Genomic DNA, 19,448 nt, shown 5'->3' on the forward strand with positions numbered 1-19,448 from the left:
GGCCCGCGGCACTGGTTACCGCACAGTAGTGATCAAGGATGATCGCGGACCCCGACCCTCCGGAGGACCCATGCGGCTCGGCATCAACCTCGGCTACTTCGGCGGCGACGCCGCGAGCAACGCCGACCACCTCGCGGTCGCCCAGGAGGCCGAGCGCCTCGGCTACGCGGTGTGCTGGGCCGCCGAGGCCTACGGCTCCGACGTGGCGACCGTGCTCTCCTGGGTGGCCGCGCAGACCACCCGGATCGACATCGGCTCGGCGATCTTCCAGATCCCGGCGCGCACCCCGGCGATGACCGCGATGACCGCCGCCACCCTGGACGCCCTCTCCGGCGGCCGCTTCCGCCTCGGCCTCGGCGTCTCCGGGCCGCAGGTCTCCGAGGGCTGGTACGGCGTCCGCTTCGACAAGCCGCTCGCCCGCACCCGCGAGTACGTCGAGATCGTCCGCAAGGCGCTCTCCCGGGAGCGCCTCGTCCACGACGGCCCCCACTGGACGCTGCCGCTGCCCGACGGGCCCGGCAAGGCGCTGAAGCTGACGGTGCATCCGGTCCGCGACACCCTGCCGATCTACATCGCCGCCATCGGCCCCAAGAACCTGGAGCAGACCGGCCGGATCGCCGACGGCTGGCTGGGCATCTTCTTCGCCCCGGAGTTCGCCGAGCTGTCGACGGGCCCGCTGCGGGCGGGCCGGGAGAAGGCCGGCAAGACCCTGGACGGCTTCGACCTGGTGCCGACCGTGCCGATCGCCACCGGCGACGACCTGGACGCCTGCGCCGACCAGTTCCGCGGCTACTCGGCGCTCTACATCGGCGGGATGGGCAGCCGCGAGCAGAACTTCTACAACCGGCTCGCCGGGCGGATGGGCTACGAGGCGGAGGCCGCGGAGATCCAGGAGAAGTTCCTCGCCCGGGACTACGCCGGCGCCGGCGCGGCCGTCCCCCGCGAGCTGATCGACCGCACCGCGCTGCTGGGCCCCACCGACCGGATCGCCGACCGGATGAAGGCGTACGCCGAGGCCGGGGTGACCACTCTCACCCTCAGCCCGGCCGGGCTGACCCTGGAGGAGCGGGTCGCCAACCTGCGGGCGGGCGCCGAGGCGCTGGACCGGGCCGGGCTGGGCTGACCCGGGCCGCCTCATCCGCGTCCGCGCCCGTCGAGCCGTGGACATGATCAGGCCGACTGCGGCAAGAATGTCCGGCGTGATAGTTGACTGCGCGCTCTACGAGGACGGCTGCCGGCGCACCGCCGGGGCCCGCGAGGACCCGGTCGCGGCGCTGAAGGCCGCGCGTCAGGAGCCCGGCGCCTATGTGTGGATCGGGCTGCACAACCCGACCCCCGAGGAGCTCACCGGGCTCGCCGGCGCCTACGGGCTGCACCCGCTGGCCGTCGAGGACGCCCTGACGTCCCATCAGCGGCCCAAGGTGGAGGAGTACTCCGACTCGCTCTTCACCGTGCTGCGCACCGTCCGCTACCGGAGCGAGGACGAGACCCTGGAGATCGGCGACCTGATGGTGTTCGTCGGCGACTCCTTCGTGATCACCGTGCGGCACGGCGAGGGCCCCGGGCTCAGCCCGCTCCGCGCCCAGCTGGAGGCCCGCCCCGAGGTGCTGCGCAACGGGCCCGGCGCGGTGCTCTACGGCATCTCCGACCTCGTCGTCGACCACCATCTGGAGGCCGCCGACGAGCTGGAGGAGGACCTGGAGGAGCTGGAGGAGGAGGTCTTCCAGACCGCGGCGCCCAACCTGGCGCACCGCATCTACGCGTTCAAGCGGCAGGTGCTGAAGTTCCGCAAGGCGGTGGCGCCGCTGGCCCGTCCGATGGACCGGCTGGCCGGCAACTCGGCGCTGGCGCCGCTCGGCGACAGCACCGCGGCGCGCTGGGTGCCCGACGAGATAAGGCCGTTCTTCCGGGACGTCGCCGACCATGTGCACCGGGCGGCGGAGCACGTGGACAGCATCGACCGGCTGCTCGCGGACATCCTCGACGCCAACCAGGCGCAGATCGGGGTGCGGCAGAACGACGACATGCGGAAGATCTCCGCATGGGCCGGCCTGGCGGCGGTGCCGACGATGATCGCCGGCATCTACGGGATGAACTTCCGCGACATGCCCGAGCTGAACTGGCCGTTCGGCTACCCCGCGGCGATCGCGCTGATGGCGACGGTGTGCGTGCTGCTGCACCGGAGGTTCCGCAAGAGCGGCTGGCTGTGACGCCGAACCGACGCCGAACTGCGGCCCGGGCCCAGGATGATCGGTTGCACCGGCGTGATCGTCGGCGGCGCCGGATAGGCTGGAGCGGTCGGAGGATCGAGCTCGAGTCGGGGAAGGGTGAATGTTCGGCAGAGTGATCCGGAGCCGCAGCCGCCGCGCGCGGGCGGGCGTCCTCCCGCCGACCTCGGCGTCGGCGGACTGGTCCGAGCACCGGCGCTTCGAGGACGCGGCACGCGCCTACTTCCTCCATCCCGAGGTGGCCATCGACGCGGTCCGCGGGGTGCTGGGGCGGCGCCGGGTGCGGGGGTTCACGCTGGAGCGGGTCGTCGACATCAGCGAGCAGGGCGCGTCGCTGTGGCAGGAGGCGGCGGTGCTCGACGATCGCCGGCTGATCCTGTGGCACAGCGAGGACCTGGGGTCCTCGGGCGAGGGGCTCGGCGAGTGGGCCGAGCTGGACGGGGCGGCGGACGGCCCGGTCGGGGCGAGTGCGACGGTCCCCGCGCAGGGGGTCGGCGGCGGGGACGGCGAACTGCTGGACTCCTCCCTCCAGGTGGTGCCGCTCGGCTCGATCAGCCACATCGGCCTGCGCACGCTGGTCGGCCTGGACGGCGACGGCCGTACGGCGCAGCGCGGCGCGTACCTGGTGGCGGCGACGGGCAACCCGCACGAGCTGACGGCGGTGCCGGCGCCGGGCGGCGAGGAGGGGCTGGCGGGGGCGCGCTTCCGCCAGGAGTCGTTCCGGTTCAGCAAGACGGTGGGCGAGGACGGGGCCGGGCAGGTCGCGCGGCTGATCGAGTTCGGCCGCGCGCTGGGGCGGCTGGCGCCGCACGCCGGGAGCTGAGCGGGTTCGGCGAAGCAGGAAGTAGGGGGCGCTTTCCGCGTCGTCCGGTGCGTGCAGCCGCAAGGCGCCCGAGCTCGTTCGTCGTGGTTCTTACGTGCGTGCTCGGGCAACGCCGCAGATGTGCGTGCCGGGCGGCGCGGGAAGTGTGCCCTGCTTCGGCAAGCCCGCTTGGCCGGCGCCGTGACCGGGCCGTCCACAGGCGGCGCGGCGGATGCACGGGGATGTCCGCGGCGGCCGCTAGGGTCGTGCCGACCGCATGGAGCACGACCAGATTGGGGGCACGACGCTGAGTACCTCCGACCCACGTGGCGGCGCCGCGCCGTCCGAAGCCGACCGGATCGCCGAGCGGATCCGGGAGTTGGGCGGCGTCGTCCGCCGCACGCGCTACAACCTGAACGACGAGGAGGAGGCGCCGGCGGCGCCCCCGCCGCGGCGGCCCTCGCCCCCGCCTGCGGCGGCTTCGCCTGCCGCGGCTCCGGTATCGGCACCGACGCCGACGCCGGTCGCCGCTCCGGACGGGGAGACGCTCGCCCAGCTGCTGGCCGCGGGGGGCGCGCCGGCCCAGCTGGAGCCGTCGGTGGCGGCGGCGCTCGGCGAGGGCGCGGTGCGCGCGCTGCGGGAGGACCCCTGGGCGATCCTGGACGTCCCCGGCGTCCAGCCGGAGAGCGCGGACGCCTTCGCCCGCGCGCTGCTGGCCGCCGAGGCGCGTCCGGACGACCCGCGGCGCGGGCGGGCGCTGGTGCGCTGGCTGCTGCGGCTGGCGGCCCGTCAGGGCCACACGGCGGCGGAGGCGTCCCGGCTCCGCACCCACCTGGAGCGGCACCACGTCCCCGACCCCGACGCGGCCATCCGCGACGCCGTCGACGAGGGCGAGGCGATGCTCTTCGCCGAGGCCCCCGAGGGCGACGACGAGGCGCCCCCCACCCGCATCCTGGTCGCCCTGGAACGCTTCGCCCTCGCCGAGGAGAGCCTCGCCGAGACGCTCCTGGAGCTGGCCGCCGCGGTAGAACCGGGCGGCCCCGGCGTCAACGCCCCTGCCGACGACGCGCCGGCCCCGGACGCGGACGGCCCAGCCGACGCGGACGGCCCAGCCGACGCGGACGACGGCCGCCCCGCTGCGGCCGGCAACCCCGCGGACAGCGAGTCGGCCGCGGGCGGCACGGCCCGGCACGGCGCCGGCGACAGCCGCGCGGCGGCCGGCGACGCGTCAGCCCGGGACGACGGCCACGCAGACGGTGGGTCCGCCGCAGGCGGCACCACGCGGCACGGCGCCGGCGACAGCCGCGCTGCGGCTGGCGACGCGTCAGCCCGGGACGACGACCACGCCGACCCCGCAGACGGCGGGTCGGACGGCAGGTCCGCCGCAGACGGCAACACGCGGGACGGCGCCGCCGACAGCCGCGCGGCGGCTGGCAACGCGTCAGCCCGGGACGACGACCACGCCGACCTCGCAGACGGTGAGTCGGACGGCAGGTCTGCCGCCGGCGGCACCACGCGGGACGGCGCTGGAGACGGCCGCGCTGCGGCCGGCGATGCGTCAGCCCCGGACGCCGACCCCGCAGGCGGCGGGTCCGCCGCAGACGGCACCGCCCGGCACGGCGCCGCCGACAGCCGCGCTGCGGCTGGCGACGCGTCAGCCCGGGGCGACGACCACGCAGACCCCGCAGACGGTGAGTCGGACGGCAGGTCTGCCGCAGGCGGCACCGCCCGGCACAGCGCCGGCGACAGCCGCGCGGCGGCCAGCGAAGCGTCGGGCGCGGACGCCGACCACGCCGACCACGCCGACCCCGCGGACAGCGAGTCGGCTGCGGGCGGCACCGCCCGGCACAGCGCCGGCGACAGCCGCGCGGCGGCCAGCGAAGCGTCAGCCCCGGACGCCGACCACGCGGACAGCGGCGGCGGCGGGGCGGGCGCTGGTGGCGGCGGCGGCAGGGCGCGGGCCGGAGCGGGCGGTGGTGGTGCGGCCGATGCCGATGCCGATGCCGGCCGGGCGGTTCGCAGGCAGGGGCAGCGCGGGATCAGCGTGCCGCGCACCGACGCGCAGTGGCGGGCCGCCTGGGAGGCCGTCGCGGTGGCGGCTCCGTCCGCCTCCGCGCAGGAGGTCGTGCGGGCGGTGGCCGGAGGCGGGTTGGCCCTGCACACCGGCGGCGAAGCCGCCCGCGTGGAGCCGGTGGCGGCCGTCGTCGCCGCCCGCTCGCTCGGGCTGCGGGCCGCCGTCGCCGCGCCGGGCGCCGCTGCACGGGAGCGGCTCGCCGCGCTGCTCCCCGCGGAACACGCCGCCGCCGCCGTGGTGTTGGGCGAGGCGCCCCTCGACGGCCTCGACCTGCTCGCCGTCGTCGACGCCCAGCTGCTGGACACCGAGGCCGCCGCCGCCCTCGCCGAGGCGCTCCCGGCCGGTGCGCGGCTGCTGCTCTCCGGCGATCCCGCCGGGCTGGAGTCCGCCGGTCCCGGCCGCGTCTTCGCGGACCTGCTGGCGTCCCGCCTCTTCCCGCACATCGCCTCCCGCACCCCCGACCCGGGCCCGATCGGCGAGCTGCTCTCCGGCATCGGTGTCGGCGAGCTCGCCGAGCCGGACGCCGCCGGGCGCGAGGTGGTCCTCGTCCCGGTACGGGACCCCGCGGAGGCGCTGCACCGCGCCGGCCAGCTCGTCGCCGACTCGATCCCGCGCACCTTCGACGTCCCGGCCGACCAGGTGCGCGTGCTGACGCCCGCCCCCGCCGGCGCGGCCGGCGCGCGGGAGCTGAACGCCGCGCTCAAGGCCCGGCTCAACCCGGGCCCCGGCGCGTTCGGCGGCTTCGACCCGGGCGACCGGGCCGTGCTCCGCGACCCCGTCACGGGCCGCTACCTGCACGGCACCGTCGCCGGCGCGGACGCCGACGGGCTGCGGCTGACGCCCGAGGGAGGCGGCGAGCCCGTCGCCGTCCCCCGCGCGCACGCCGCCGAGCGGCTCGCGCACGGCTGGGCGCTGACGGTGCGGCAGGCGGCCGGCCGGCGCTGGCCGGCCGTGGTGCTGGTGGTGCCGGGCGACGCCGGCGCCGCGCTGAACCGGCGCACCGTCTACTCGGCGGTGGCGTCCGCCGACCGGCATCTGTCGATCGTGCAGGGCGCGGGCGCGGCCTTCGGCGAGGCCGTCGCCGGCGCGCCCGGCGCGGAGCGGACGACCAGGCTGCGGGAGATCCTGGAGGCCGCCCGCCGCGAGGAGGAGGCCGCCGCGGCGGCCGAGGCGGGCTGAGGCGGGAAGCGGGAGGCGGGCCGGGGCGGCCGGTCAGCCGCCTCCCCCCGCCTCCATCCCCTCCGGCGCCGCCGCCGACGCCGCCGCCATCGCCGCCACCGGCGACACGGCGGATTTCACTCGGACGGGCGCCCGGCCTCGGCGCCCTCCGAGGCGCCGTCCCCGACCGCCCCGCCCTCGACTGCCCCGTCCTCGGCCGTCCCGTCCACGTCGACGACCTCCACCTCGATCTCGTCGTCCAACTCGTCGTCCAGGTCGTCCTCGTAGACCGAGCTGACGTCGAACCGGCAGATCACCGTCGACTCGTCGGCGTCGTCGAACGGTTCGGCGAGCCACTCCCCCGCGTCGCTCGGCTCGGCGGCGGCGACCCACAGCGTGGAGTCGCCGTCCTCCAGCCCGTACTCCTCGCTGCGCGAGGCGATCTCGTCCGGCTCGTACTCCCCGAAGAGCACGCCCAGCGCCTCGTGCACCGTCTCCGGCGGCTCGCCGCCGCCGTCCGCGTCCCGCTCCACGACGCGCGCCGCCTGGGCGACCAACCGCTCCGGCTCGGCGACCAGGTAGTCGCGGCGGATCAGCACGCTGATCGCCTCGGGTTCCTCCGCCGCGCCCGGCGCGGCCTGCTCATGCCCCTCGGCGACCACGTCGAACGGCGTCACCTCGTCGTAGGCGTCGTAGAGGAGTTCGTCGTAGGCGTCGGCGGCGGCTGCCAGCGCCTCATAGGCGGAGTAGACCGCGGGATCGCTCTCACCGGTGCGGCTCTCGACGGCGGCGAGATGGGCGTCGAGCGCCGCCTTGAGCGCCTCGGCGGCGGCGCGGACTTCGGCAACAGCCGGCTGGACGTCTTCAGACATGGTGCAGACGGTATCCGTAGGGGGGCTCACAGCGCACAATGGTTGTGATGGCGGAGTACGAATTCCATGAGTTGTTCCTTCACCGGGGCGTGTCGCGCAACGCGGCGCGCCAACTGCTGACCGACCACGCCGAGTACGGGCACTGGGAGCTGGCGCGGCTGCGGCTCTTCCCGGACGGGAGCCGCAGGGTGGTGCTGCGCCGCCGGATCATCCGGCAGCGCAGCACGCTGTGAGTGGTGGGACCGGGCGCGTGCCGCTGCCCCCGGCCCGAGGGAACGGGCCGGGGGCAGCGGTGCGCCTGGAGTTCGACAGCGCGTGCGTCAGCTGTTGACGCAGGTGTTGCCGAAGGTCGGGTTGAGCAGACCGATCACCGACACGGTGTTGCCGCAGACGTTCACCGGAACGTGCACCGGCACCTGGACCAGGTTGCCGGAGAGCACGCCGGGGGAACCGACGGCCGCACCCTGCGCGCCGGAGCTCGCAGAGGCCACACCCGCACCGGCGACGACCAGACCACCGGCGACGGCCGCGACGGCAGCAGCCTTCTTCACCATCATTCAGACTCCTCCTTCTTCGGATGGCGCGGACGGGGCCGGAGGTGCCTCGGTGCACCACCGGCAATCCGCCCGCACAGGAGGAAACGAGCGGGTGCGATCGGGGCTACGTATGACGAGCACTCATCACACCATCAGGTGAAGTCGCACACCCGTGCCATTACTGACGCATCATCAGTTATCACTGGTCACGCGCGGTTCCCTGCTCACGCCTGGTCGAGGAAGCGGTCGAGCACGCGGACGCCGAACTTGAGCCCGTCCACCGGCACGCGCTCGTCCACGCCGTGGAACATCCCGGCGAAGTCGAGCTCCGGCGGCAGCTGCAGCGGGGCGAACCCGAAGCAGCGGATGCCCAGCTCGGCGAAGGACTTGGCGTCGGTGCCGCCGGAGAGGCAGTAGGGCACGGCGCGGGCGATCGGGTCCTCGGCGACCAGCGCCGACTGCATCGCGGCCACCAGCGGGCCGTCGAAGTCCGTCTCCACGGCCTTGTCCTTGTGCACGTCCTCGCGGCGGACGCGCGGGCCGAGCACGGTGTCCAGCTCCTCCAGGAACTCCTTCTCCATGCCCGGCAGGAACCGCCCGTCGACGTGCGCGGTGGCCTCGCCGGGGATGACGTTCACCTTGTAGCCGGCGCCGAGCATGGTGGGCTGGGCGGTGTTCGACAGCGTCGCGCCGACGAGGCGGGCGACGCCGCCGAGGCGCTCCAGCACCCCGTCCATGTCCTCGGGGTCGATCTCGATGCCGAAGGCGTCCGAGACCTCGTCGAGGAAGAGCCGGACGCTCTTGGTCATCCGCACCGGGAAGCGGTGCCGGCCCAGCCGGGAGACGGCCTCGGTGAGCTCGGTGATGGAGTTGTCCCGGTTGACCATCGAGCCGTGGCCGGCGGTGCCGTCCACGGTGAGCTTCATCCAGTGCATGCCCTTCTCGGCGGTCTGCACGAGGTACATCCGCAGGTTCTCGTTGACGGTGAACGAGAAGCCGCCCACCTCGCCGATGGCCTCCGTCACGCCCTCGAAGAGCTCCGGGCGGTTGTCGACGAGGTGGTGCGCGCCGTAGACGCCGCCGGCCTCCTCGTCGGCGAGGAACGCAAGCACGATGTCCCGCTCCGGCAGTCGGCCGCTGCGCAGCCGGTCGCGGACGACGGCGAGCGTCATCGCGTCCATGTCCTTCATGTCGACGGCGCCCCGGCCCCAGACGCAGCCGTCCGCGACCTCGCCCGAGAACGGGTCGTGCGTCCAGTCGTCGGCATTGGCGGGCACGACGTCGGTGTGCCCGTGGATGAGCAGCGCGGGCCGCGACGGGTCGGTGCCGCGGATCCGGGCGATGGTGCTGGCCCGCCCCCGCGTCGACTCGAAGATCTCCGGCTCCAGGCCGACCTCGGCGAGCTTTTCCGCCACGTACTCGGCGGCGGCCCGCTCCCCGGGCCCCTCGTTGTTGCCGTAGTTGCTGGTGTCGATCCGGATCAGATCACGGCACAGGTCGACGACCTCGTCCTCGCCGCGGACCCCCTGCTCCGACCGTTCGCTCACGGCATCTCCTCACGCCACGGGTGCATTGCACCCCCATCCTCTCCCCGCCCCGCCCGGATTCGGTACCGGCCCCGCCCCTTTGCTATGGTTGCCCGGCACGCAACGGAGCCGCCCCGGCGGCCTGCGCGCACACCACCTCGTCCGGGTGGCGGAATAGGCAGACGCGCTAGCTTGAGGTGCTAGTCCCCGTATAGGGGGTGGGGGTTCAAGTCCCCCCTCGGACACCACCAGGAAGAGCCCCCGATCGGGGGCTCTTCCGCTTTCTGCGGCCGGGGGTCGGCGGTCAGGTCGGCAGCAGGCCGGCCGCCGTTGCGGTGATGGTGTCGACGGCGTGGACGAGGGCCGGGGTGGGGCGGGCGCCGAGGCGGGTGACGGCGAGGATGCGGCGGGCCGGGGCGGGCTCGCCGTGCAGGGGGAGGCGGACGACCGGGAGGTCCTCGCGGAGCAGCGCGAGGCGGGGGACGAGGATGACGCCGAGGCCGTGGGCGACCAGCGCGGTGCCGGTGTCCCACTCGTCGGCGTGGTGCGCGATGTGCGGGGCGAAGCCGGCGCTGATGCAGGCCGTGAGGACCAGCTGGAAGTAGGTGGAGCCGGGCTTGCCGACGATCCACTGCTCCTCGGCCGCGTCCGCCAGCGTCACCCGCTCCTGGCGGATCAGCCGGTGCCCCTCCGGCACCACCAGGTCCAGCGGGTCGTCCAGCAGCGGGCGCTGGTCGAAGCGGCGGTCGGTCACCGGCGGCGAGTCGACGGTGACGACGACCAGCGCCAGGTCGGCGTCCTCCGCGAGCAGCAGTTCGTAGCAGCGGGACGGCTCCGCCTCGATGATGCGGACGGAGAGCCGGGGGTAGCTGTCCCGAAGCGCGGCCGCCGCCGGCGGCAGCAGCCGGCTGGCGGCGGTGGAGAAGCCGCAGAGCGTCAGCTGCCCGGTGGGCTCGGCGCCCGCGGTGGCGAGTTCGGCGCGGGCGGTCTCCCACTGCTCCTGCAGCCGCTCCACATGGCGCAGCAGGATGCGCGCCGCGTTGGTGAGGCGGATGCCGCGGCCCTGGTGGACGACGAGCTCGACGCCCAGTTCCGCGGCGAGCTGCCGCAGTTGGTAGGAGACGGCGGACGGGGTGTAGTGCAGGGCGCGCGCCGCCGCGGTCACCGTGCCGTGCTCGGCGACCATCTGCAGGATCCGGAGCCGAGGATCAATCATGCCCGTAGTGTGCGAGGGCCGTGCTCAGGCGTCCAGGACGAGATCCTCCAGGGGCGTGGAGCAGCAGAGCAGGATCCGGCCGGCGGCCTCGTCGCGGGGGCCGAGGCCGCCGTTGTGGTGCATCTCGACGGAGCCTTGCACCAGCGGGGTGACGCAGGTGCCGCAGAGCCCCTCGCCGCAGGAGGAGGGGAGCGTGACGCCGGCCGCGGCGGCGGCCCGCAGCAGCGGCGTCCCCGGTGGGCAGGGGAAGTCGACGCCGCTGCGGGCGAGTCGGACGGCGAAGCCGCCGGCCGCGACGGGTTCCGCCTCGACCGTGAAGGACTCCTGGTGGTAGCGGGCGCCGGCCGGGAGCATGGCGCGGACGGCGGCCATGTAGCCGGCGGGGCCGCAGCAGAAGATCTCCCGGGCGGGGAGATCGGGGACGAGGTCCGCGAGGGCCTCCGCGGTGAGCAGCTCGGGCTCGCAGAGGTGGTGGACGCGCAGTGCCGGCGCGGCGGCGGCCATCAGCTCCAGCTCGCGGCGGAAGGGGATGTGCTCGGGCCCGCGGGCGCTGTGCACGAAGACCGCGTCGGCCGCCGAGCCCGCGTCGAACAGCGCCCGGGTCATGGAGATCATCGGGGTGGCGCCGGCCCCGCCGGAGAGGAAGAGGTAGGCGGGGGCCGGGTGGTCTGCGGTGCTGAACCGTCCGAGGGGCCCGCGGGCGCGGACCGTCGCGCCCGGCCCGAACCGGTCGTGGAGCCAGGGCGAGACGCGCCCGCCGGGCACCCGCCGGACGGTGATGGCGAGCGGGCCGGGGCGCAGCGGCGAGGAGGAGAGCGTGTAGCAGCGGTGCACCTCCTCGCCGTCGAGGTCGAAGGCGAGGTCGAGGTACTGGCCCGGGGAGTACGCCAACTCCCGCTGGCCGTCGGCCGGTTCGAGCAGGAAGGTCCTCATGTCGCGGGCGGTGTCGAGGACGTCGGCGCACCTCAGGTCGAGGTCGAACACGGGGCCGGACTGCGGGGCCGGCGCGAGGGCAAGGGTGTCCGTCATCGCTGCAGCTCCTCTCGGAGGCGGTCGAGGTACCAGGCGCAGAACGCCTCGACCTGGTGCTCGTTGGGTGCGTAGGGGCCGGGCAGGTAGGCGGGGTCGGCGACGCCCCGCTGGGCGCGGGCGACGAGCGCGGCGTCCTGCTCGTTGGTGGCCGTCCAGACCTTGGTGAGGGTGCCGGGGTCGTAGTCGGTGCCCTCCTCGGCGTCCGGGTGGACGAGCCAGGTGGTGCGCAGCAGCGTCCGGTCGGGGGCGAGCGGCCGGACGCTGAAGGTGACGGCGTGGTCGGCGCAGGCGTGGAACCAGGTGTTGGGCTGGAGGTGCAGGGAGAGGTCGCCGAGCCGGGTGTCGGGCAGGTCGCCGAGGGTGCGCCGGCAGGCGGCGGTGCCGTCCGGGGTCATCGACTCGCCGGCCAGGTCGAGCGCGCTGCGCTGGACGCGGAAGCCGGTGGCGCGGCCGTCGGCCTCCTCGATCAGGGCGTGCGGCACGCCCAGCTTGTCGAGCCGCTGCCGCAGTTCGGTGTCGGCGCGGCAGGAGCGCTCGTAGACGGGGCGGAGCGGCGGCGGGACGGTCTCCTCGGTGTAGCCGAAGGTCGGGAAGTAGGCGCGGAGCAGCTCGGGGTGGCCGTCGCAGTGGTAGCACTCCCGGTTGTTCTCCATCACCAGCTTCCAGTTGCCGTGCTCGACGAGGTCGCTGCGGACGGCGACCCGCGCCTCGGCGAGGCGGTGCGGCCGCAGGTAGGGCTCGATGCGGGCGGCGACCTCGTCGAAGTCCTCGGGGGTCCGGTCGGCGAGGCAGAGGAAGAGCAGGCCGGCGACGGCGCGCAGCCGGACGGGGCGCAGCCCGAAGCACGACCGGTCGAAGCCGGCGGGCTGCGCGGGGGCGTGGCGCAGCGCGCCGTCGGTGCCGTAGGTCCACTTGTGGTAGCCGCAGACGATGTTGCCGGTGGAGCCGCGCTCCTCGGTGAGGATGCGGGAGCCGCGGTGCCGGCAGACGTTGTGGAAGGCGCGCGGCTCGCCGTCGCCGCCGCGGACGACGATCACCGACCAGGGGCCGAGGTCGACCGTCAGATAGTCGCCGGGCTCGGGGATCTCGGCCTCGGGCGCGGCGAAGACCCAACTGCGGCCGTAGACGGCGGCGAGGTCGAGGTCGAAGTGCTCCCGGTCGGTGTAAAAGGGGGCGGGGAGGCTGCGGCCCGGCTCCCGGTGGGCGACGGCGTCGCGGATCCGGGTGCTGTACTCCGTGCGGTTCGAGGTCACGGTGCGCTCCTCTCGGAGGCCTCGGCGAGATGGGTCCGGGTCGGATCGTCAGGATCGTCAGATCGCCCGGCAGAGCCGCAGCGCGTCGAGCACCGCGGCATGGATGTTGCGGCTGGTGACGGCGTCGCCGATGCGGAACAGCCGGTAGCCGCCGGCGGGGTTGGGCTCCTCCCGCTGCGGCGCGCCGGCGAGCAGCGCCCGCTGGTCGACGCGGCCCAGGTTGCGGGAGCCGTCCCGCAGCTCCCAGTAGAGGTCGGCCTGCGGCAGGGTGCCGTGCTCGACGACGACGTGGTCGTAGCCGGCGAGCGTCTCGGTGTCGGCGTAGTCGCTGCGCAGCACGGCGGTGACGCCCCCGCCGGGGGCCGGGCGGACGGCGGCGAGGCGGGCGGCGAGGCGGGTGCCGACCCGGTGCTCGGCGAACACCCGCAGGTAGGCGGGCGAGTTCATGCTGCCGACCTCGATGCCCAGGGTCCGCTCCGGGGTGGCGTACTCGACGGCTGCGCCGGCCCGGGCGAGCACCTCGGCGGCGTCCAGCGCGGGGTGGGCGCCGTTGTCGTCGTAGACCAGGACGCTGCCGCGGGGGCGGAGCGTCCCGCTGAGCACGTCCCAGGTGTCGGCGGCGAGTTCGGCGCCCTCGGGGACGGCGCCGGCGGGGTTGGGCAGCCCGCCGGTGGCGACGACGACCACGTCGGGGTGCTCGGCGAGGACGTCGTCCGCCTCGGCGAGGACGCCGGTGCGCAGGTCGACGCCGAGGTGCTTGCACTCGGCGATGCGCCAGTCGGCGATGCCGAGCAGATCGCGGCGGCGGGGGTTGGCGGCGGCGAGCAGCAGCTGGCCGCCGGGGCGGTCGCCGGCCTCCAGCAGCACCACCTGGTGGCCGCGCTCGCCGAGGACGCGGGCGGCCTCCAGGCCGGCGGGGCCGGCGCCGACGACCACCGCGCGCAGCCGCGTCGCGGCGGGGTCGACGGTGTGCGGGAGCGTCAGCTCCCGGCCGGTGGACGGGTTGTGGACGCACTTGGCGTCGCCGGAGTCGTAGATCGCGTCGAGGCAGTAGCTGGCGCCGACGCAGGGGCGGACCCGGTCCTCGTCGCCGGCGGCGGTCTTGCGCACCAGGTGGGGGTCGGCGATCTGGGCGCGGGTCATGCCGACGAGGTCCAGGAGGCCGTCGCGGACGGCGTGCCGGGCGGTGGCGATGTCGGCGATCCGGGCGGCGTGCATCACGGGGACGTCCAGCTGCCGCCGGATCTCGCCGCTGAAGTCGAGGAAGGGCGCGGAGGGGGTGCCCATGCCGGGGATGGTGCGGGCCAGGGCCGCGTCGTTCTCCAGGGAGCCGCGGATGACGGAGAGCAGGTCGATGCCGTCGTCGAGGTAGCGGCGGGCGGCCTCCAGGGTCTCCTCGGGGCCGAGGCCGGCGCCGTCGGTGCGGTTCTCGTCCATCATCATCCGGATGCCGACGACGAACTCGGGGCGCACGGCAGCCCGGACGGCGCGGATGACGCGGCGCGGGAAGGCGAGCCGGTGCTCCAGGCTGCCGCCGTAGGCGTCCGCGCGGCGGTTGGTGCTGGGGGTGACGAAGCTGTCCAGGAAGTGGCTGTAGGAGGCGATCTCGACGCCGTCGAGGCCGGCGGCCTCGCAGCGGGCGGCGGCGTCGGCGTAGTCGCGGACGATGCGGTCCAGGTCCCACTCCTCGGCCTCCTTGGGGAAGGCGCGGTGGGCGGGCTCGCGCAGCGGGGAGGCGGACAGGACGGGGAGCCAGTCGCCGGTGAAGTTGCTGGTGCGGCGGCCGAGATGGGTGATCTGGCACATCACGGCGGCGCCCGCGGCGTGCACCTCGTCGGCGAGGCGGGCGAACCAGGGGACGATCTCGTCGCGGTAGAGCAGGAGGTTGCCGAAGGACGGCGGGCTGTCCGGGGAGACCACCGCCGAGCCGCCGACCATGGTGAGGCCGACGCCGCCGCGGGCCTTCTCCACGTGGTAGGCGCGGTAGCGGTCCTTGGGCATGCCGTCCTCGCCGTAGGCGGGCTCGTGGGAGGTGGAGACCACGCGGTTGCGGATCGTCAGGTTCTTCAGGGTGAACGGCTGGAGCAGCGGGTCGAAGGCGCGCGAAGGCATGGCCCTCCTCGGGGGGGTTCGGGCGCGGTCTGGTGGGGCGCGTCGGAACACCCTCAGGGTGGGGCCGCCGCCCCGCGCGGACAATCAAGCGCTGCCGCAGGGAACCCTGCGAACCGCCTTCACGATCGACTCCGGCGCGGCGCTTCCCGCGGCGGGCGCGGTCTGGTAGGAGCGCGGGGCGGGACGCTCAGGGCGCCGGGGCGAGGTTCTCCCAGCGGACGTCCCAGCCGCGGGACGGGAAGCCGGGGGCGCTTCCGTCCGGGGCGTCTCCGTCCGGGGCGCTTCCGTCCGGGGCGCCGTCGCGGCCGTCCCAGCCGGCGCACATCATCGCCACCGCGTAGAGCAGGCCGCCGGCGGCGGGGAAGTAGGGCGAGGGGACGCCGTCCTTGCCGCTCAGCGGGAGGCCGGTGGCGTCGTCGAAGCCGAAGCTGCCGTGCAGGAGGAAGTCGACGGCGGCCTCCGGGTCGCCGAGGCGGGCGGCGTTCATGGCGAGCAGCGGGAAGTCCCAGCTGTAGAGGTTGTCCACCGGCCAGGAGGCGCGGACGGCGGCGGCGGTGGCGCGCATGGCGGGGACGTCCACGCCGTCGCCGGGAAGCATGCCGTAGGCGGCGACGGGGTCGGGGTGGTTGGTGTTGTGCGCGGTCCACATGTCGGCGACGCCCTCCCACTGGACGTAGCGGCCGTCCTCGACGGGCAGCGGGGCGAGGCGGTCGAGCACTTCGTCCCAGCCGGGGTCGCGCGGCTCGCCGAGCCGCTCCCGCCACAGCTGGGCGATGCGCAGGCCGAAGCGCCAGTAGGAGAGTTCGAAGGCGGGGTTGGCGGTGGCGGCCGGCGGGTTGCGCTCGTTGCAGCAGACCAGCGGCGGGGCGAGGGAGCGGCGCCCGCCGGGCTCGCGGTGCGGGAGGGAGGCCATGAAGGCGGCGGTCTCGTGGACGATCTCGCGCCAGGCGTCGAGGGTCGCGCGGCCGGGGTGGGCGCGGTGGTCGAGCTCGGCGAGGAAGATCGGGTGGGGCTGCTGCCAGAGCAGCAGCGCGGTGGGGACGCCGGGCGACTCGCGGCCGGCGGCGCTGCCGTGATCGGTCGTCATCTTGGGCCAGCGGGCGCCGGGGTGGCCCTGGGCGGCGGCGGTGGCGCGGGCGGCGTCCAGCAGGCGGCGGTAGACGCCGGTGCTGCGGCGCAGCAGCGGCCAGCGGTTCCACAGCGCCTGGTGGGCGGCGTGCCACCAGTACATCTCCAGGTGGAACTTGCCGTACCAGCCGTTGTTGACCAGCCCGGACTCCTGCGGCGGGGCGCTGCCGGCGCCGTTGACGGCGAGGTGGTACTGACTGCGGACGATGCGGCGCTCCAGCGTGTGGCGGCGGGGGTCGGCGGAGCCGGAGAGGTCGACGGCGCCGCCGCTCCGCCAGAAGGCGGGCCACCGGGCCGCGGAGGCCGCGGCGACGGCGGCGGGGGCGGGAGTGGGGGCGGCCGTGTCGGTGTGCGGGGCGAAGTGGCAGGAGAGGGCGAGGGGTTCGCCACCGGCGGGGGTGATCTCGTAGCGGTGCCGGTCGGGGGCGACGCGGGCGAGGGCGGCGTCGGCGGGGAGGGCGAGGGCGACGTCGTAGGCGGTTGCGTCGAGGGTGTGGCGGATCGCCGCCTCCCCCGGGCCGCGGCGGCGCAGTTCGGTGCGGTGGCGGTCGGGGTGGTCCCAGTCGCCGACGTACGGGGCGTCGTCGAACTTGCCGCGGCCGGAGGCGGTGGCGTACGGGAAGTCGACGAAGAGCCGCAGCCGGCCGAGGGCGAGCAGCGGCGAGGTGATGCGGACGCCGAGGGCGTCCTGGTCGGGGTGGCAGGCGGTCTCGACGGCGACGGGGTGGCCGCCCAGGGTGAACCGGCTGGTCAGCAGGCCCGTCCAGAGGTCCAGTTGCTGGTGGGTGTCGGCGAGGTCGGCCTCGCGGGCGTCGTTGCCGTCCGGCCGGAGCAGGCGCATCCCGATCCGGCCGAGGTTGACGCGGTGCGGGTTGCCGCGCAGCCAGTCGTGCAGCTCGGGCTCGGCGTCGTCGCCGGTCCAGTACCGGACGCCGCCGCCCCAGTCGGTGCCGCGGTAGTCGGCGACGGCCTTGCCGGCGGGGAGCGGGTCGGAGTGCCAGCCCCAGTCGGAGAGCACCGCGAACGGCACGAAGCTCTGCAGGCCGGTGGCGTCCGCACCGAACGCGAAGCGGCCGTTGCCGACCTGGAGAGGAAGCTCCCGGTCGAACCCGCACCGCACGATGCGGTGCCGCGCGACCAGCGCCTCCCGATCGATCGGGGCCCCATTGAAACGATCCACTCCTGACACCCGCTCACGCTAGCCACCCATCACGGTCGTTGGCAACGGCATGGACGCGAGCTGGGCGGGGACGCGGACACGGCGTGCGCGGCCGCGGCGACTCGGCCCAACCGGTGAACCGGACCTCGGCGTTGGCGGTGGACTGGCCGTGCCGCAGCAGCACCAGGGCGCCCGGCACCGGGCGGCGGCCGTCCGTCGAGGGGTCCACGCCGCCACGGTATCGCCGCGGGGTCGGCGGATGCGGGACCATGAGCGGGTGCGGAGGTCGGGCGCGGGGCTGCGGGTCACCGTGCTGGTCGGCGAGTGGGACCGGTTCGGGCGGCGGCCGCTGCACCGGGCGCTGCTGGAGCGGGCCCGGGACGAGGGCGTCGGCTGCGCGTTCGTGCTGCACGGCATCGAGGGGTTCGGCCGCTCCGGGCGGATCCACACCGCCCGCCTCCTCGACCTCGCCGAGGACCTGCCGATCGCCGTGGTGCTCGTCGACACCGAGGCGCGGATCCGGTCGCTCCTCCCCCGGCTCGCCCCGCTGCTCGCCGGCCGCCTGGCCACGGTGGAGCGCGTCGAGCTCCCGCCGAGGACGCCAAGAACGCCGTGACCGGCGCGGCCGGTGACGGTCAGTCGGAGGCCGCGACCGCGTAGGAGGCGCGGTCCAGCGCGGCCGTCTCCGCCTCCGTCAGCTCCAGCGTCGCCGAGCCGACGAGCGCCGGGAGCTGGTCGGTGGTGCGGGCGCTGGCGATCGGCGCGGCGACGCCGGGACGGGCCCGCAGCCAGGCGAGGGCGACGGTGGCCGGGGCGGCGCCGTGCGCGTCGGCGACCTCCGTCAGCACCTGGACGACGCCCAGCCCCGCGTCGTTGAGGTACCCGGCGGCGGCACGCCCGCGGGCCGCGCCCTCCAGGTCCGCGCGGGTGCGGTACTTGCCGGTGAGGAACCCCGAGGCGAGCGCGTAGTAGGGGACGACGGCGAGGTCCTCGGCGGCGGCGACGGGCGCGATGTCCCGCTCGTAGGCGGCGCGGTGGACGAGGTTGTAGTGCGGCTGCACCGCGACCGGGAGGTCGTAGCCCTCACGGCGGGCGATGGCGAACCACTCGCGGATCCGCTCGCCGGTGTAGTTGGAGACGCCCACCGCGCGGATCTTGCCCGCCTTGACGAGGGCGTCGAACGCGCCGACGGTCTCCTCCAGCGGGGTGTCGGCGTCGTCGAAGTGGGCGTAGTAGAGGTCGATGCGGTCGGTGCGGAGCCGCTTGAGGGAGGCGTCCGCGGCGGCGGCGACCGTGCCGGCGGCGAGGCCGCGGAAGTCGGGGTGCTGGCTGACCTTGGTGGCGAGCACGACGTCGTCGCGGTTGCCGCGGTCGGCGAGCCAGCGGCCGATGATCGTCTCCGACTCGCCGCCGGAGTTGCCGTCCACCCAGGCGGAGTAGCCGTCGGCGGTGTCGACGAAGTTGCCGCCCGCGGCGGTGAACGCGTCGAGGACGTCGCGGGATTCGGCCTCGCCGCTCGTCCAGCCGAAGGTGTTGCCGCCGAGCGCGAGCGGGAAGACCTCGATGCCGCTGTGGCCGAGTGTGCTCATGGTGGGTGTCCTGCCCTTCGTGTAGGTCGACCCGTGTGCGGCGAAGTCTGCTCCGCGGGGGAACGCCGGGGCAACCAGGGACGCGCGGAGCAGGATGCCGGGCGGCGGGTCGAAGGTGACGCCGGGGTAGCTGAAGTCGCGGGTCTCCTCGCGGAAGCCGAAGGGGGCGTGGGCGGCGAGCGAGGCGGCGTTGCCCGCGTTGGTGAAGTAGCGGACCTCGTCCGCGCGTTCCGCGATCCGCTCCAGGCGGGCGCGGACGAGGGCGGCGCCGAGGCCGCGGCCGCGGTGTGCGGGGACGACGTAGACGCCGCCGAGGTACCAGCCGGGCGGCGCGCAGTCGGCGGGCGCGCCGAGGGGCGGCGCGAAGACCCGCGCCTTGCCGAACCCGACGATCGCGCCGCTGCCGGCCTCCTCCGCGACCACGAACGCGGCCCGCGCGGGCACGTCCCCCAGCAGCCTCCGCAGCGCGGCGGCGCGGTCCTCCGGCTCGCCGCCCCACTGCTCCACCGTCAACCGCGCACACGCCTCCACATCCCCAACGCCCCCGCCCCGCACCCGATACCCGGCCGCCCGCACCTCACCAGTCACCCGCCTACGGTACGACCCGCCCACGGCGACGGCACACGCGCCGGCCCGGCACCGGAGGCGTCCCGCCTGCTACGCGCTACGGCTCCGGCCTGGTCGCCGTCACCAGCCAGGCTGCTCCGGACAGGACGACGCCGTCGGGGCCGGCGTAGGGCTCCAGGGCGGGGCGGAGGAGGGT

At 75.3% G+C, this 19,448-nt stretch carries 16 protein-coding genes, 1 tRNA gene and 1 pseudogene; 7 read left to right on the top strand and 11 right to left on the bottom strand.

Going from position 1 to position 19,448, the window contains the following annotated elements; translation table 11 throughout:
* Positions 1-70: 70 nt before the first annotated feature.
* From BIV57_RS06095 to BIV57_RS06115, 4 genes are all read left to right on the top strand, one after another.
* Positions 71-1,123: an LLM class F420-dependent oxidoreductase gene (locus tag BIV57_RS06095; RefSeq protein ID WP_071655622.1), complete on the top strand. Its 1,053-nt coding sequence runs from the start codon at positions 71-73 to the stop codon at positions 1,121-1,123.
* A gap of 67 nt (positions 1,124-1,190) precedes the next feature.
* Entirely contained in the window at positions 1,191-2,210 is a 1,020-nt protein-coding gene (gene corA, locus BIV57_RS06100) for a magnesium/cobalt transporter CorA (protein WP_071655623.1), read from the top strand.
* Between the two features lie 121 nt (positions 2,211-2,331).
* Complete coding sequence (locus BIV57_RS06105) at positions 2,332-3,051, top strand: hypothetical protein (RefSeq protein ID WP_071655624.1); 720 nt, start codon at positions 2,332-2,334, stop codon at positions 3,049-3,051.
* Positions 3,052-3,307: 256 nt separating this feature from the next.
* Positions 3,308-6,283 carry a helix-hairpin-helix domain-containing protein gene (locus tag BIV57_RS06115; RefSeq protein ID WP_079170052.1) on the top strand — a complete coding sequence of 992 codons (2,976 nt, stop codon included), beginning with the start codon at positions 3,308-3,310 and terminating at the stop codon, positions 6,281-6,283.
* Positions 6,284-6,399: 116 nt separating this feature from the next.
* On the opposite strand, the gene BIV57_RS06120 is transcribed toward BIV57_RS06115, so the two are convergent.
* Positions 6,400-7,134, bottom strand: a complete 735-nt coding sequence (locus tag BIV57_RS06120) for a hypothetical protein (RefSeq protein WP_071655625.1) — start codon at positions 7,132-7,134, stop codon at positions 6,400-6,402.
* A gap of 47 nt (positions 7,135-7,181) precedes the next feature.
* On the opposite strand from BIV57_RS06120, the gene BIV57_RS06125 reads away from it, so the two are divergent.
* Complete coding sequence (locus tag BIV57_RS06125) at positions 7,182-7,367, top strand: DUF5703 family protein (protein WP_071655626.1); 186 nt, start codon at positions 7,182-7,184, stop codon at positions 7,365-7,367.
* 87 nt (positions 7,368-7,454) lie between these two features.
* Here BIV57_RS06125 and BIV57_RS06130 read toward each other — a convergent pair whose 3' ends face one another.
* Together BIV57_RS06130 and BIV57_RS06135 are read right to left on the bottom strand one after the other, a co-directional pair.
* Complete coding sequence (locus BIV57_RS06130; protein ID WP_071655638.1) at positions 7,455-7,688, bottom strand: chaplin; 234 nt, start codon at positions 7,686-7,688, stop codon at positions 7,455-7,457.
* A 206-nt stretch (positions 7,689-7,894) separates the two neighbouring features.
* Positions 7,895-9,217 (bottom strand): M20/M25/M40 family metallo-hydrolase, encoded by a 1,323-nt coding sequence (locus tag BIV57_RS06135; protein WP_071655627.1) that lies wholly within the window; start codon positions 9,215-9,217, stop codon positions 7,895-7,897.
* A gap of 139 nt (positions 9,218-9,356) precedes the next feature.
* Here BIV57_RS06135 and BIV57_RS06140 point away from each other — a divergent pair.
* Positions 9,357-9,444: transfer RNA gene (locus BIV57_RS06140), tRNA-Leu, on the top strand.
* A 56-nt stretch (positions 9,445-9,500) separates the two neighbouring features.
* Here BIV57_RS06140 and BIV57_RS06145 read toward each other — a convergent pair.
* From BIV57_RS06145 to BIV57_RS25870, 6 genes are all read right to left on the bottom strand, one after another.
* Positions 9,501-10,412, bottom strand: coding sequence for a LysR family transcriptional regulator (locus BIV57_RS06145; protein WP_071655628.1), 912 nt, complete (start codon positions 10,410-10,412; stop codon positions 9,501-9,503).
* 24 nt (positions 10,413-10,436) lie between these two features.
* Entirely contained in the window at positions 10,437-11,441 is a 1,005-nt protein-coding gene (locus tag BIV57_RS06150) for an FAD-binding oxidoreductase (protein ID WP_079170053.1), read from the bottom strand.
* On the bottom strand, positions 11,438-12,697 hold the full coding sequence (locus tag BIV57_RS06155) for an aromatic ring-hydroxylating oxygenase subunit alpha (protein ID WP_071655629.1): 1,260 nt from the start codon (positions 12,695-12,697) through the stop codon (positions 11,438-11,440). Before BIV57_RS06155 ends, BIV57_RS06150 begins: the two co-directional genes overlap by 4 nt.
* A gap of 57 nt (positions 12,698-12,754) precedes the next feature.
* Positions 12,755-14,809: an NADH:flavin oxidoreductase gene (locus BIV57_RS06160; protein WP_071655630.1), complete on the bottom strand. Its 2,055-nt coding sequence runs from the start codon at positions 14,807-14,809 to the stop codon at positions 12,755-12,757.
* Between the two features lie 187 nt (positions 14,810-14,996).
* Positions 14,997-17,117: a hypothetical protein gene (locus BIV57_RS06165; RefSeq protein ID WP_079170054.1), complete on the bottom strand. Its 2,121-nt coding sequence runs from the start codon at positions 17,115-17,117 to the stop codon at positions 14,997-14,999.
* A 13-nt stretch (positions 17,118-17,130) separates the two neighbouring features.
* Positions 17,131-17,325 (bottom strand): hypothetical protein, encoded by a 195-nt coding sequence (locus BIV57_RS25870; protein WP_071655631.1) that lies wholly within the window; start codon positions 17,323-17,325, stop codon positions 17,131-17,133.
* A 48-nt stretch (positions 17,326-17,373) separates the two neighbouring features.
* Here BIV57_RS25870 and BIV57_RS06175 point away from each other — a divergent pair, with 48 nt between their 5' ends.
* Complete coding sequence (locus BIV57_RS06175) at positions 17,374-17,712, top strand: DUF190 domain-containing protein (protein ID WP_071655642.1); 339 nt, start codon at positions 17,374-17,376, stop codon at positions 17,710-17,712.
* A 19-nt stretch (positions 17,713-17,731) separates the two neighbouring features.
* On the opposite strand, the gene BIV57_RS25875 is transcribed toward BIV57_RS06175, so the two are convergent.
* Complete coding sequence (locus BIV57_RS25875) at positions 17,732-18,685, bottom strand: aldo/keto reductase (protein WP_071655641.1); 954 nt, start codon at positions 18,683-18,685, stop codon at positions 17,732-17,734.
* Positions 18,686-18,841: 156 nt separating this feature from the next.
* Positions 18,842-19,297: pseudogene (locus tag BIV57_RS26610) on the bottom strand (GNAT family N-acetyltransferase); the annotation flags it as partial.
* Positions 19,298-19,448: the final 151 nt, after the last annotated feature.

Source organism: Mangrovactinospora gilvigrisea (assembly GCF_001879105.1).
Taxonomy (GTDB): Bacteria; Actinomycetota; Actinomycetes; order Streptomycetales; family Streptomycetaceae; genus Mangrovactinospora; species Mangrovactinospora gilvigrisea.

Bases quoted from the DNA above. Each gene is read 5' to 3' on its own strand.
- corA (WP_071655623.1), top strand. From the start codon at position 1,191: ATGTCCGGCGTGATAGTTGACTGCGCGCTCTACGAGGACGGCTGCCGG.
- BIV57_RS06150 (WP_079170053.1), bottom strand. From the start codon at position 11,441: ATGACGGACACCCTTGCCCTCGCGCCGGCCCCGCAGTCCGGCCCCGTG.
- BIV57_RS06120 (WP_071655625.1), bottom strand. From the start codon at position 7,134: ATGTCTGAAGACGTCCAGCCGGCTGTTGCCGAAGTCCGCGCCGCCGCC.
- BIV57_RS06115 (WP_079170052.1), top strand. From the start codon at position 3,308: ATGGAGCACGACCAGATTGGGGGCACGACGCTGAGTACCTCCGACCCA.
- BIV57_RS06130 (WP_071655638.1), bottom strand. From the start codon at position 7,688: ATGGTGAAGAAGGCTGCTGCCGTCGCGGCCGTCGCCGGTGGTCTGGTC.
- BIV57_RS25875 (WP_071655641.1), bottom strand. From the start codon at position 18,685: ATGAGCACACTCGGCCACAGCGGCATCGAGGTCTTCCCGCTCGCGCTC.
- BIV57_RS06125 (WP_071655626.1), top strand. From the start codon at position 7,182: ATGGCGGAGTACGAATTCCATGAGTTGTTCCTTCACCGGGGCGTGTCG.
- BIV57_RS06105 (WP_071655624.1), top strand. From the start codon at position 2,332: ATGTTCGGCAGAGTGATCCGGAGCCGCAGCCGCCGCGCGCGGGCGGGC.
- BIV57_RS06095 (WP_071655622.1), top strand. From the start codon at position 71: ATGCGGCTCGGCATCAACCTCGGCTACTTCGGCGGCGACGCCGCGAGC.
- BIV57_RS06160 (WP_071655630.1), bottom strand. From the start codon at position 14,809: ATGCCTTCGCGCGCCTTCGACCCGCTGCTCCAGCCGTTCACCCTGAAG.
- BIV57_RS06145 (WP_071655628.1), bottom strand. From the start codon at position 10,412: ATGATTGATCCTCGGCTCCGGATCCTGCAGATGGTCGCCGAGCACGGC.